This is a genomic window from Nostoc sp. PCC 9305 (genome assembly GCF_963920915.1).
Lineage (GTDB): Bacteria > Cyanobacteriota > Cyanobacteriia > Cyanobacteriales > Nostocaceae > Nostoc.
Window position 1 is genome coordinate 61,251 of record NZ_CAWUDN010000010.1, and the last position, 12,362, is coordinate 73,612.

General features: G+C 38.8%; 12 protein-coding genes and 1 pseudogene. 8 read left to right on the top strand and 5 right to left on the bottom strand.

Annotated elements, in window-relative coordinates:
* Positions 1 to 29 precede the first annotated feature (29 nt).
* The 8 genes and pseudogenes from ACM0OX_RS06005 (at position 30) to ACM0OX_RS06040 (ending at position 8,299) form a co-directional block, all read left to right on the top strand.
* Complete coding sequence (locus ACM0OX_RS06005) at positions 30 to 1,271, top strand: permease (RefSeq protein WP_414513879.1); 1,242 nt, start codon at positions 30 to 32, stop codon at positions 1,269 to 1,271.
* 18 nt (positions 1,272 to 1,289) lie between these two features.
* A complete protein-coding gene (locus ACM0OX_RS06010; protein WP_414513881.1) occupies positions 1,290 to 1,493 on the top strand; it encodes a hypothetical protein in 204 nt (67 codons plus the stop codon).
* A gap of 247 nt (positions 1,494 to 1,740) precedes the next feature.
* Positions 1,741 to 2,232 carry a hypothetical protein gene (locus ACM0OX_RS06015; protein ID WP_414513883.1) on the top strand — a complete coding sequence of 164 codons (492 nt, stop codon included), beginning with the start codon at positions 1,741 to 1,743 and terminating at the stop codon, positions 2,230 to 2,232.
* A gap of 82 nt (positions 2,233 to 2,314) precedes the next feature.
* Positions 2,315 to 2,773: a cupin domain-containing protein gene (locus tag ACM0OX_RS06020; protein ID WP_414513885.1), complete on the top strand. Its 459-nt coding sequence runs from the start codon at positions 2,315 to 2,317 to the stop codon at positions 2,771 to 2,773.
* Between the two features lie 344 nt (positions 2,774 to 3,117).
* Positions 3,118 to 4,347 carry a zinc-dependent alcohol dehydrogenase gene (locus tag ACM0OX_RS06025; RefSeq protein WP_414513886.1) on the top strand — a complete coding sequence of 410 codons (1,230 nt, stop codon included), beginning with the start codon at positions 3,118 to 3,120 and terminating at the stop codon, positions 4,345 to 4,347.
* 118 nt (positions 4,348 to 4,465) lie between these two features.
* Positions 4,466 to 5,650, top strand: a pseudogene (locus tag ACM0OX_RS06030) (cation:proton antiporter); the annotation flags it as partial.
* Between the two features lie 166 nt (positions 5,651 to 5,816).
* Positions 5,817 to 6,635 carry an alpha/beta fold hydrolase gene (locus tag ACM0OX_RS06035; protein ID WP_414513888.1) on the top strand — a complete coding sequence of 273 codons (819 nt, stop codon included), beginning with the start codon at positions 5,817 to 5,819 and terminating at the stop codon, positions 6,633 to 6,635.
* A gap of 23 nt (positions 6,636 to 6,658) precedes the next feature.
* A complete protein-coding gene (locus tag ACM0OX_RS06040) occupies positions 6,659 to 8,299 on the top strand; it encodes an alpha/beta hydrolase (RefSeq protein WP_414513890.1) in 1,641 nt (546 codons plus the stop codon).
* A gap of 160 nt (positions 8,300 to 8,459) precedes the next feature.
* On the opposite strand, the gene ACM0OX_RS06045 is transcribed toward ACM0OX_RS06040, so the two are convergent.
* The 5 genes from ACM0OX_RS06045 to ACM0OX_RS06065 all read right to left on the bottom strand — a co-directional run bounded on the left by ACM0OX_RS06045 (position 8,460) and on the right by ACM0OX_RS06065 (position 12,313).
* Positions 8,460 to 8,753: a peptidoglycan-binding domain-containing protein gene (locus tag ACM0OX_RS06045; protein WP_414513892.1), complete on the bottom strand. Its 294-nt coding sequence runs from the start codon at positions 8,751 to 8,753 to the stop codon at positions 8,460 to 8,462.
* A 68-nt stretch (positions 8,754 to 8,821) separates the two neighbouring features.
* A complete protein-coding gene (locus ACM0OX_RS06050; RefSeq protein WP_414513894.1) occupies positions 8,822 to 9,619 on the bottom strand; it encodes a hypothetical protein in 798 nt (265 codons plus the stop codon).
* A 70-nt stretch (positions 9,620 to 9,689) separates the two neighbouring features.
* Positions 9,690 to 10,493: a hypothetical protein gene (locus ACM0OX_RS06055; protein ID WP_414513896.1), complete on the bottom strand. Its 804-nt coding sequence runs from the start codon at positions 10,491 to 10,493 to the stop codon at positions 9,690 to 9,692.
* Positions 10,494 to 10,774: 281 nt separating this feature from the next.
* Complete coding sequence (locus ACM0OX_RS06060; protein ID WP_414513897.1) at positions 10,775 to 11,425, bottom strand: hypothetical protein; 651 nt, start codon at positions 11,423 to 11,425, stop codon at positions 10,775 to 10,777.
* Between the two features lie 318 nt (positions 11,426 to 11,743).
* Positions 11,744 to 12,313 carry a DUF3611 family protein gene (locus ACM0OX_RS06065; RefSeq protein ID WP_414513899.1) on the bottom strand — a complete coding sequence of 190 codons (570 nt, stop codon included), beginning with the start codon at positions 12,311 to 12,313 and terminating at the stop codon, positions 11,744 to 11,746.
* Between the last annotated feature and the right edge of the window lie 49 nt (positions 12,314 to 12,362).

Genomic DNA, 12,362 nt, shown 5'->3' on the forward strand with positions numbered 1-12,362 from the left:
GTCTAAAACTATTCTGATAATTGATAAAAATGAATACTATAAACCCTTTCAGCGACCCCATAAATGGAATTTTTCTAGCACTCAGCATGACATTTTCTATGTTCTGGGAAATTCTTTGGGCGCTCATTCTTGGTTTTACACTATCAGGTATTGTTCAAGCAGTAATTTCTAAAGGGGAAATGAGCCGACTACTACCAGATGCGTCACCAAAATCGATTGCAGTAGCCTGTGGTTTAGGTGCAGCTTCATCGTCATGTTCTTATGCTTCTGTCGCCCTTGCCCGTTCCATCTTTCGCAAAGGTGGTAATTTTACAGCAGCGATCGCATTTCAATTTGCCTCAACTAATTTAGTCATTGAACTAGGCATTATCTTGGCAGTATTAATGGGGTGGCAATTTACCCTAGCTGAGTATGTCGGTGGGCTGTTGATGATTGCCATACTGGTATTTCTGTTTAAAGTATTCCTAAAACCCCAGATGGTGAAATCAGCTAAACAGCAAGCCAACCGGGGACTCTCTGGCAAAATGGAAGGACACGCCAATATGGATATGTCAGTAACAGAAGGTTCCATTTGGCAAAGAATTTTTTCTGATAAAGGATTTACATCCATTAGCCACTACTTTGTCATGGACTGGGTTTCGGTGTGGTTAGATATTGCGCTGGGATTAATAATTGCAGGTGCTTTGGCTGCTTGGGTTCCCAATGAATTTTGGCAAGTATTCTTTCTCACAGATCGCCCTATATGGTCGAAATTATGGGGGCCAATTATCGGGCCAATTGTAGCAATATTTTCTTTTGTTTGTTCTGTGGGGAATGTTCCTCTAGCGGCTGTGCTATGGAATGGTGGTATTAGTTTTGGAGGCGTAGTCGCATTTATTTTTGCTGACCTGATTATACTGCCAATTTTGAATATTTACCGCAAATATTACGGTTCAAAAATTAGCATATTTCTAGCGATCGCTTTTTATGCAGCGATGGTAAGTGCGGCATTAATAATTGAAATTCTGTTCCAAATTTTGGGGTTAATACCACAAGAACATAACGCCAAAGTAGTTGAGGCATCTATCCAATTTAACTACACTACAGTCTTGAATATTTTGTTTTTGGCTCTAGCAGCTTTATTGGTTGCGCGGTTCTTTAACACTGGCGGGCCGAATATGCTGAAAATGATGAATAGCGGCAGTGAGCAAGAACATAGCGAACACCATAACATGATGCATTATGCTTTGAGAAAGAGGAGAAAGAAATCTGTGAGAAACTTACCTATTTAGAAGCTAATATTTACAATCATGGCAACTGATTCATCTAAAAAAACAATCTTTGCGGCGATGGGGTCGAATTTAGCGATAGCTATAATAGCAGTAGTACTAGCGAGAGAAAGTAAAGGATTATTAGTTGGTGAAAGTGCTGCTCCTCAAACTATAGCCAATATCCGTTCTTTGTCAAAAACAGAACCAGGAGTGCAAGAAGTCATACGTGTACTCACAATGTAGCTTGCCCCAAAGGAAGTATTACTTAACTTAGAAATTCAATTTTCTAAAAATCTTACAGGTGAAGAAATAGCATCAACCGTGGATAATTTAGAAGTAAAAATTCGTCAAAAGCATCCTGAAATAAAACAAATTTTTATTGAAGCTAAATCATTAGTTGCCATTCGCAAGCCTTATCAATATCCTCAATGATTTTTTATCCAATACAGCATTTCAAAATAGCATTTAAAGCTTATCGGCACAATGAATTATGGTAAAGATTATTGGTCAAGGACAGGCTTTTGGCTCACCGGGTATCGATCCTCGATGGACTCATGCCAATAAAGATGGAGTCGGAACAGCTTACTCTACTTCCAGTCGTGTTTGGTTTACTGTCTGGAACGGTGTTGTTACTGAAATCTACCATCCTACAGTAGACAGACCCCAAGTTCGGGATTTACAGTACCTTATCTCTGATGGAAAAAGCTTTTTCCACGAAGAGAAACGCCATCTCGAATCAAAAGTGGAACCTATGTGGACTCGTCATACATTGCGAATTCAAGCTTTAGCATCTTTTCAGTTGCACTGGTCAGATGATAATTGGCAAACTTTTAAAGATACTCCTTCTACTTCCACAAAATTAGGATTGAGTTTTGTAGATATATCTGTTTCTGATAATCAGCAAAAGTCAATTAGTTTTACTTTTTTCTGGATTAACAGCAGCAAATGGGAACAACGCAATTACACGGTTGCAGTTTCATAATTTGTTGTAAAGAATTCCTGCTCGAAAATACATGAATTAGCAATGCCGTAACATAATCGCACAATCTAAGAGAGCCATTTTTATGCAGAATAACTCATCACATAAGCCAACAATTGAATATTGGCACGTCTGGACTGACCAAGACGGTATAAGTCACCAGTCCCGTTGTCAAATTGCAGACTTCATCGAGAAAGGCATAGCGCCGGATACTTCACCTCAGTGGCTTTCTCATTTGAAGCAGTCTGGTGCCACAATCACCTTTACTGTGCTACCCGTGGGATGGGTTGGCAACTGGCATGAGAACCCGAAACCCCAATGGGTTATCCCTCTGTCGGGACGCTGGTTTGTAGAGACTATGGATGGCCAGCGAGTCGAGATGGGCCCTGGTGAAATTTCATTTGGAGAAGACCAAGGAACGAAAGCGGACGCGCAAGGTCATAAGGGTCACTTATCTGGAACAGTAGGCGATGCGCCAGCTGTTCTGATAATGGTGCAACTCGAAGAGACTCCCACTATAGAGCAATCGTGTCGATTTAGGTAACTAGCAACTTGGGTTAGAAGCGATCGCTATTAACCATCATCCTGTTAAAAAGTTTGCTCTTGCTTCCAGTTTCTTTCCCTGACATTGGTATCTACAATTTTTTATCTCCTTCTAGAGGATGATAAGAAACTATAGCAATATCGATACCATAATTTCTAAGTGCGTATGTCGTGTAGCCCAAAATAAGCTCAATTGTCTGCTGAAGGTATCCATCAAAAAAATAATTTGGATACAAGATTTCTTGATCTATTGCATAAATATTTTCTCATGTTTTGTGGTATCTCAAAACACAAGCTACTCATTTTTGTCTGAAATGTAAACCTCATGAATTAGGAGTATTCACAATGAAAGCGGTTGTTTTTCACGGAATCGGAGATATTCGATTAGATAACGTACCAGAACCAAAAATTAAAGAACCAACCGATGCCATTATTCGGCTGACCTCTAGTGCAATTTGTGGCACAGATTTACACATGATTCGGGGAACATTCACAGGAATGAAACCCGGTACAATTCTGGGACATGAAGGCGTTGGTATTGTTGAAGAAATTGGTTCCAATGTGCGGAATTTGAAAGTGGGCGATCGCGTTGTCGTTCCCTCGACAATTGCCTGCGGCTACTGTTCTTACTGCCGCACAGGTTATCATGCCCAATGTGATAACGCCAATCCTCACGGACATAACGCCGGGACAGCTTTTTTCGGAGGCCCAGAAGCAGCAGGCCCCTTTGATGGATTGCAGGCGGAATATGCTCGAATTCCTTATGCCAATGCAGGGTTAGTAAAATTACCAAAAGAGGTTACAGACGACCAAGCAATTCTGTTGTCTGACATCTTCCCTACGGCATACTTTGGAGCCGATATTGCAGAGATCACACCAGGAGATACAGTTGCCATCTTCGGTTGTGGCCCCGTTGGGCAGTTTGCGATCGTTAGCGCCAGACTGTTCGGTGCAGGACGCATCATTGCAGTAGATACAATTCCCTCACGTTTAGAAATGGCGCGTGATTTGGGTGCAGAAATCATTGATTACAATGCCGAAGATCCAATTGAAGCAATCCGCGAACTAACCGGGGGAGTTGGTGTGGATAGAGCTATTGATGCAGTTGGCGTAGATGCGAATGCTCCTGACAGTGGCCCAGCAGCCGAAAAAGCACGACAAGAAGCACAACAATTCCAACAGCAGTTACAACAAATTGCCCCTAAAACCAATCCTCAAAACGGAAATTGGCATCCGGGTAATGCTCCGTCTCAAGTATTAGAGTGGGCAGTTCAAGCATTAGCCAAAGCTGGTACGCTCTCAATCATTGGAGTTTATCCACCAACTCACAATTTCTTCCCCATCGGCACGGCAATGAACAAAAATCTTACAATCAACATGGGTAATTGTAACCACCGCAAATATATTCCTACGTTGGTGGATTTGGTTCGTAATGGCACAGTAGACCCCACAAAAGTTTTAACCCAAGTCGAACCACTAATGTCAGTTATTGATGCATATAAGGCATTTGACCGACGACAACCAGGTTGGGTGAAGGTAGAATTAGTGCCAGGAGCAGCTTTAGCTAATGTTTAGAGTCTTTGCCAAGGTTGTATTGTGAACTAAAAACTTTTTGACATCAGCAAGTTACTCTACTTGCTGATAATTTTTGATTTTAATTATAGGAGGTTGTACAGCACGACTGAAATTTTTTATGGAAGAATCCTTGCCGATTACTATTTTGATAAGTGTAACGGTTGTGGCTGGTATTGCTGCTCAAGTTTTAGCTGGTTATTTTCACATTCCTAGTATCGTCTTGCTACTTCTGTTCGGGATTCTTCTAGGGCGAGATGGTTTTGATTTTTTAAATCCATCATTATTGGGTGTTGGTTTAGAAGTTCTGGTTTCGCTGTTAGTAGCGGTGATTTTATTCGAGGGTGGTTTAAATCTACAGTTAGGAGAGTTAAAAGAAGTTTCTACTAGCCTTCGCAATCTTGTCACTTTGGGAGTACTAATTACCTTAATAGGTGCTGCAATAGCTGCACACTGGCTAAGTGAATTTCCTTGGTCAATTGCTTTTCTTTATGCTTCTTTAGTAGTTGTGACAGGCCCAACAGTTATTAATCCGCTCCTCAAACAAATTGGTGTAGAAAAAGAAGTCTCAACACTTTTAGAAGGAGAGGGGGTTTTTATCGATCCAATTGGTGCAATTTTGGCTGTAATCGTACTTCATTTTGTGTTAAGTGGAAATGTGGAACCTCTCATTTTAATTAAGGGTCTAGTTTTACGTTTGGGTCTAGGCATAATTATTGGTGTAGGCGGAGGCTGGTTGCTATCCCAACTTCTCAAACAGGATCAATTCTTGTCCCAAGAGTTAAAAAATCTAGTTGTTTTAGCTAGTGTCTGGGGTTTATTTAGTTTGGCACAGGCGCTACGTGGTGAGTCTGGTCTAGTGGTTGCTGTAGTTATGGGGATAGTTTTAAGAGCTACTAACCTGCCTTCGGAGCTTTTATTGCGTGGATTTAATGAACAGTTGAGCATTTTAGCAAATTCGGTTTTGTTCATTCTATTAGCAGCAGACTTATCAATTGCAAGTATTTTCGCTTTGGGTTGGGGTAGTGTTCTGGCAGTTCTAGTGCTGATGCTGATAATACGTCCTATTAACATTTTAATATCTACCTGGAATCAAGATTTAAACTGGCAACAGCAGTTATTTTTATCTTGGGTTGCTCCCCGTGGAATTGTAGCTGCTTCTTTAGCTTCATTATTTGCAGTTTCACTTACAAAACAGGGTATTAATGGCGGTGATTCAATTAAAGCCTTGGTATTTTTAACAATAATGATGACAGTTTTGCTCCAGGGATTGACGGCTGGGTGGGTTGCTAGTTTACTCAATTTACGTTTAACCAGTCAAACTGAACAAGAGTGTTTGCAAGCAGCTAATGATATTAATACACAAGAAATTGGAAAAATAAGTAGGATTGATTCAGAGTTAGTTTAATCGTATTCACATTAGTTGATGACTTTCTATAGGTATAGCTTCCATTATCAATATTAGTTTAATCATGCCATCTAAAATTTGTAGTCAGCCTTATTTTTTAACTACCCATTTCTCTAACCCTAATTATCCACTTTTAGTATTTCTACCTGGAATGGATGAGACTGGAAAGGAATTGATGTATATTCAAACAGCAGGTTTAGAAGCTGCGTTTGATGTACGTTGCTTTGTAATTCCTCCTGATGAGCTAACAAGTTGGGATCAAATGACAGAAGAAGTAGTATCTTTAACCAAGATAGAACTAGAAAAAGTACCGCGTAGACACGAAGTGGCTTGTCGTGAGACATCGCCTGTTTATCTTTGTGGGGAATCATTCGGTGGTTGTTTGGCGCTCAAAATCTTAGAAAAATTTCCTCAACTATTTAGCAAGATTATTTTAATTAATTCTGCTTCTTCATTTCATCGAGTACCTTGGCTAAATTTAGGTTCACTTTTGTTTCCTTACACACCTCAATTCTTTTATAAGATTTCTTCACTTTTATCTTTGCCTTTTCTAGCTAATTTAAGTCGAATTTCGCCTGCTGCAAGCCTTGCTCTTTCAAAATCGACTAGTTCCGCACCACAAAAAACTGCTAATCAGCGATTATCCTTGATGAGAGAATTTGATGTTGATGAGAATAAATTATCTCAAATTACTCAACCTGTCTTACTAATTGCTAGTAGAGATGATCGACTTTTGCCTTCAGAAGCAGAGGCTAAACATTTAAATAATATTTTTCCTAATTCTCAAACAATAACTTTACCTCATAGTGGTCATGCCTGCTTAGTTGAAAGAGATATGAATCTCTATGAAATTTTATTATCTGCTAATTTTCTCGTTGCCTAATATAGTATTTCAAGTGATATATAATGACTCAAACTATAAATAAACAAACTGTTTGGCTGAAATTGGCTTTGAGAATTTTTAGTATAGGGTTGCTGCCTACATTAACTGCTTATCCCGCTTTAGGTGCAGAGAGGATAAGATTCAATTACGGTGTTTTAGAAAGGTCTATCCCAATTAGTTCACTCGAAACCTATGCTAAAACAGGCAAAGTGGACGATAATTTAGCTGCATATAGAAAGTATGTAGACAAAAAGCAACTAGCTCAACTGCGAAAAGTTTTACTAACTCCCATTCCCTTAAATCAAGTAGAAGTTTCGCAGTTTCTTTATACACCCATTGGCGAACGATTATTAGAAAAGTTAGGGAAAGTTATTCAGACAGAATCTAACTTGTCAGGATTTTATGCAATTCGTGCAGCACTGATTTTGTCAGCCGCAGATCAAAAAGAGTTTACGCTTTTAAATGTATTAAACAAGTTTCCGGCAAGTACAATTTCAATTAACTTGAATCAGAGTTTGGCAATTGCAGAGTCATTACAGAATTTAGTCAATCAAACTCAAAATGCAGTAGCATTTATTAACCAACAATCCCAACAAAAAGTAACTACAGCTTCTACACTTAAGACCGTTCCATTAATGGACTTGGGTAAAACCGGAAGTTTTAATTTCTCAAAACAAACAATTACACTTAATGACCTCTCACGTCAGAGGAGATTTCCTGCTGATATTTACCTACCAACTGCTCAAACTCCTCGTCCAATAATTGTAATTTCGCACGGACTTGGTTCCGACAGAACAAGTTTTGCGTATTTAGCCGAACATCTGGCTTCTTATGGTTTTGTGGTTGCTGTTCCAGAACATCCTGGCAGTAATTCACAACAAATACAAGCATTATTAGCAGGTATAGCAGATAGAGTTACTAATCCTAGAGAACTAATTGACAGACCTTTAGATATTAAATTTTTGCTAGATGAACTCACTCGTTTATCAAAGTCTAATTCAATATTTAGGGGACGTTTAAATTTGGAACAAGTTGGTGTAGTAGGGCAATCATTTGGTGGATATACAGCATTAGCATTGGCGGGTGCAAAGATTAATTTTGAGCAGCTGAAAGCTGACTGTCCAGCTTTGGAAAATACGTTAAATGTTTCGCTTCTACTTCAATGTTTGGCGGTCAATTTACCAAACGCTCAATACAACTTATCTGACCCCAGGATAAAAGCAGCAATTGCTATTGATCCAGTCGTTAGCAGTATTTTTGGTCAAGCTAGTCTCAGTCAAATCAAAATTCCGGTGATGATTGTATCTGGTAGCTCTGATACTGTTGCTCCGGCTTTAACAGAGCAAATTGAACCTTTTACTTGGCTAACAACTCAAAATAAATATTTAGCACTTATCAATGGCGGCACACACTTTTCTACTATTGCAGAATCACCAAATGCCACCGTACCTGTTCCTACACAGGTAATCGGTTCAAGTCCAGCCTTGGCACGTCGTTATGTTAAAGCTTTGAGTGTTCCATTTTTTGAAATGTATGTTGCCGAACAATCAAGTTACCTTCCTTATTTGAGTACAGATTACGTTAATACAATTAGTCAGCAACCACTACCGTTAAGTTTAATAAAATCTTTGACATCTGAACAACTACAAGAAGCGTTCAAATAAGGATTTTGGAGCTAAATAAACCTACATAATGATGAAAAAAACACTAAATATTATTAATCTGAAAAACAATTATCTGTTATAAACGACGATGCACGGGACGCACGGGTGTGCGTAAAGCTTGCCAGGTCAGCGCTCCTACCCTACCATCACCAACTATTCTTTACGATCGCTGAAAGGTAGCTACTGCTGTAGCAGTTCTAGGGCCATAGATACCATCAATAGCTCCGTTGTAAAATCCTAGCGATCGCAGTACAACTTGCACATCTCTCACAGGCTGTCCACGAGATCCAGGTTTAAGGAAGGGAGCTTTCACAGGAGAGTATTTTGAAAGCCTACCTGTAATTTGAGCATTATTACTTTGCGCCTTAGCAGCTGTAAAGGGTAACATTCCCAAAAACAATGCAGAGATCAAGCCTAATGGTAAAATTTTTGAGCGCATAAATCGAGTATTCATGAACTTATATTTCTCCGAAATTAAACAAATTAAACTTTTTTAGAAATGTCGGAAACGATCGCTCATTTTTAAGAAGGATGATATATAGTTTCAGCAACTAAAATAGGTCTGTTGCCGTACTCAGCCTCTAACTCTCTTTTTACATTTAGATCCCAGGTGAAATTATATTCTTTCTCGATTTCAGTAATGACAAAAGGACGAACTTCACCAGTTATCGATACTGTCTGACCTTGATTTATTGCTACTTTGGGCGGTGCTTTTAATAAAACTAGCAAATCTTGCCCACCAAACAATTGATTTTCATCTAGCGTTAGTAAAACCGAACTGCGGATATTTTCTACTTTCCCTGTGACTGTAACTTGACGGCGATAATATTGTTCGGGACGTTGTGTTATTTGACCAGGTTGAGGCGCTAGTACAATGTATCGAGCAATAATTGCAGGTTTATTGATGTAATCTTTGTAATATTCGTCCTGTATGTCGAGATTAAACTCTTGCTCAATTTTGGGAATTACTAAATTACGAACCTGACCAGTAACTTGCACTTTGATATTTTGATCGGATGGTAGATTAAAAGGCACACCTGAAGCATTAACAACTACAAGAGGTTCGCCACGAAAGAACCGTCCATCAATAACCGTGAATGAACTCGAACCAATTTTCTGAATTATTCTGCTTTTAACTGTTACAGAGTTCCCCATAAATTCGTCCGTGTTTTCCGCAATTTCAGATGTGTTAGTAATAGTTGCCTTTGCGTCAAAAAAGCTACAACTTCTCACTATCAGAGCGATCGCTACCAGGAAAACTAATACCCCTGCTTGACCTAACGCCTGTAAGAAATTTCCCCTTTGAGAATTGTCACTCATTATCCTTATTCTTATTTATCTTGAGGCTATTGATGAAAAATTTTCCTGATAGGCAATGCTGTAGAATACCTTATTGCGGAATTGCTGAAGGATATACGTCTGTTGCAACTAACACAGGTTTATTTCTGTATTCTGCTTCTAGCTGCTTTTGTAAGGTTAAATCCCATTTAAGGTCGTAATCCCGTTCTAATTCAGCTACAACAAACGGGCGCAACACACCTGTGACTGCAACTTTCTCACCTTCATTGACAGTTCCTTTCGGATTACTGGCGCGGATCACTAACAAGTCTTGTCCACCAAATAATTTGTCTTCATCAAGAGTGAATGAGTTCGCATTTCTAATGTTTTCCACTTCACCTGTCACTGCCAAATTTTTACCGTAGTATAGTTGAGGATTTGTGGTAATTTCACCTGGTTTAGGGGCAAGTGCAATTGATTGAGCAATAATTGCAGGTTGGGTTTCGTACTCTTTGTACAAGTTTGGATCTAAGCCCAAGTTGTAATCTCGATTAATATCTGCAATCACAAACTTACGAACTGGGCCTGTCGCTTGAATTGGTGTATTTGGGTCAGTAGGCAGAGTGAAAGTTTTTCCCGAAGCATTTACAACTAAAATTGGTTTAGCACTAAAAAATTGCTTATCGGCAATTGTGAAAGTTGACGGCCCCAATTTTCTGACGGGTGTACTTCTAATTGTTACAGTTTTACCGATTAATTCGTTTGTATTATCTGCGACTTCTTCTGTAGTCACATTGGTTTCTGGTACTCCGGCCTGTTGATCTAATTCATTGGTACAACTTCCAAGTAGCATTGCAGATATTGCTAGAGCAATTGTTCCTTTAGAACTCCATTTAGTTTGAATAAATTTAACCATTTCAAAATCTCCATTTGGGTTGACTAATTTAGGACTTACGCAAAAACCCTCTCAAACTCTCATTCCTCCGTGAACTCTGCGCCCTCTGTGGTTCGTTTTCCGTTACCCGTGCGTAAGTCCTATAATTATCAGGTTCAGATCGTGACTTATTATTTAAAAGCTTTTACATCAGTCCTAGTGATAATTTGTCAACTGAACCTGATATTATTGAACGACCACAAAAGTTTTGATTTGTTGTCATCAGCGTTTTAAGGCGTTCAAGGTTTCTGCGGTGAATTATATTAATTCAAAAAGACTTGGCCATCTTTTTGAATTCTCAATACGCCTTGATTGTCATCGAAATTAGTTGTTTCATCTAACGAGACTCCGAGTGTCCCTTCAGAAGTAGATGTGGGCATAACTTTTAGCAGTCCACCATCTTGACGTACCAAGGTAATACTGATAGGTGTTGGTAAGTTTCGTAAGACAAATTCTTGTCCACCTGCAAGATATCGAGGTTGGGTCTGACCAATTGCTTGATAAGAGATACCAGCGTTAGTGTTATTTTTCAATTTCACATTGACTGTACCTGCTGTTGGTGTAATAGTTGCGATCGCACTTTGCCGACTTTCTGGAGCAGGTGGTTGTATAACATTAACATTTGTGCGTCTTCCATTCATAGGATAGGCAGGAACCATAATACTCTGAGAACCAGTAGTTCGCTGTTGTCTTTCAAATCTTAAAGTTGCAGCATTCGGTGGACATCCTGCTGGAACCATAACTCGATCGCGGTGTGGTTCTTCGTAGAAAATTCTAGGGCAAGGATTAATTTGGGAAATTCGCGGTTGTGCTACTGCTGATTGACTCATTGCAGACAAACTGATTAGCAATGTTCCAAAAATTGTTCCTACCGATCCAACTTTTTTGAAAGAAGAATGATTGAACTTGTACATAAATACCTCCTGATAATTTTATATTTGCTTGTTGTTTTAAAATCCCAATAGTGACATCTAGTGCAAGATGAGAAATATTCTTAATTTAGAGAATTTTTAATTTTTTGTTGCAATAATTCAAATTTTTGATTATGTACTTTAGGGAAAGTTGAGCCGCTCAACCAAAAGAGGAGACATGAAAATAGACTGTATTTTGAGGTTAAATCTCAATGGTGGAAAAGTCGAGGAGAATTCTAATACATTTGGCAAATACTACTTTCGATATAGATTAGTACTTCCATAGCAATAGCTAACAAAATCAAATCAATATTGCGCTTACTACTCTTCTAACCAATAAAGTAGACCAAGAGAGGTAACTCCCCCAAAAAAGTGAGCGCCAATCATGTTGACGTTTGCTAACATTACAAAAATGTCTAGCGAACGAATTACATTTTCTGGCTGATAAATTGCGACACCTTGAGGTTGTGCTACTGCTTTACCCAAAATGATTGAAACCGTCACTTCCGAAGCGATAAAAGCTATTAATAACCCTACTAAACTTACGAGTAATCCAATTCGCAAATTTTGAATTACGTCTTCCTTTCTGGGATGGTTTTGAGAATTTGGTGTTTGTAAAAGTTTAGCCATTTTCCGATAACGGAAAGCCCAATAGACTCGAAAACACAGCAATAAAATACCAACAATAGCCAAAAATATCCCAAACCCTATACCTGCATTGCTTGTCTGAGTAGTAATGTTACGGCTAAAGTATGCTAACAATACAGCAATGCCAGAAATCCCACCAAGTACTAATTGTACCCAAAAACTAATTCGACTTACTAAACGCAATGTAGCAGCAAATTTTTGTTTGCTTGGTGGATGTGAAAGTGATTCTAAATTATTTATCATATACCCCCTAAGTAGATATTTTAAGTAAATAGATGAAATTAGAGTTTAA

Bases quoted from the DNA above. Each gene is read 5' to 3' on its own strand.
- ACM0OX_RS06050 (WP_414513894.1), bottom strand. From the start codon at position 9,619: ATGAGTGACAATTCTCAAAGGGGAAATTTCTTACAGGCGTTAGGTCAA.
- ACM0OX_RS06065 (WP_414513899.1), bottom strand. From the start codon at position 12,313: ATGATAAATAATTTAGAATCACTTTCACATCCACCAAGCAAACAAAAA.
- ACM0OX_RS06060 (WP_414513897.1), bottom strand. From the start codon at position 11,425: ATGTACAAGTTCAATCATTCTTCTTTCAAAAAAGTTGGATCGGTAGGA.
- ACM0OX_RS06035 (WP_414513888.1), top strand. From the start codon at position 5,817: ATGCCATCTAAAATTTGTAGTCAGCCTTATTTTTTAACTACCCATTTC.
- ACM0OX_RS06055 (WP_414513896.1), bottom strand. From the start codon at position 10,493: ATGGTTAAATTTATTCAAACTAAATGGAGTTCTAAAGGAACAATTGCT.
- ACM0OX_RS06010 (WP_414513881.1), top strand. From the start codon at position 1,290: ATGGCAACTGATTCATCTAAAAAAACAATCTTTGCGGCGATGGGGTCG.
- ACM0OX_RS06025 (WP_414513886.1), top strand. From the start codon at position 3,118: ATGAAAGCGGTTGTTTTTCACGGAATCGGAGATATTCGATTAGATAAC.
- ACM0OX_RS06045 (WP_414513892.1), bottom strand. From the start codon at position 8,753: ATGAATACTCGATTTATGCGCTCAAAAATTTTACCATTAGGCTTGATC.
- ACM0OX_RS06020 (WP_414513885.1), top strand. From the start codon at position 2,315: ATGCAGAATAACTCATCACATAAGCCAACAATTGAATATTGGCACGTC.
- ACM0OX_RS06015 (WP_414513883.1), top strand. From the start codon at position 1,741: ATGGTAAAGATTATTGGTCAAGGACAGGCTTTTGGCTCACCGGGTATC.
- ACM0OX_RS06040 (WP_414513890.1), top strand. From the start codon at position 6,659: ATGACTCAAACTATAAATAAACAAACTGTTTGGCTGAAATTGGCTTTG.
- ACM0OX_RS06005 (WP_414513879.1), top strand. From the start codon at position 30: ATGAATACTATAAACCCTTTCAGCGACCCCATAAATGGAATTTTTCTA.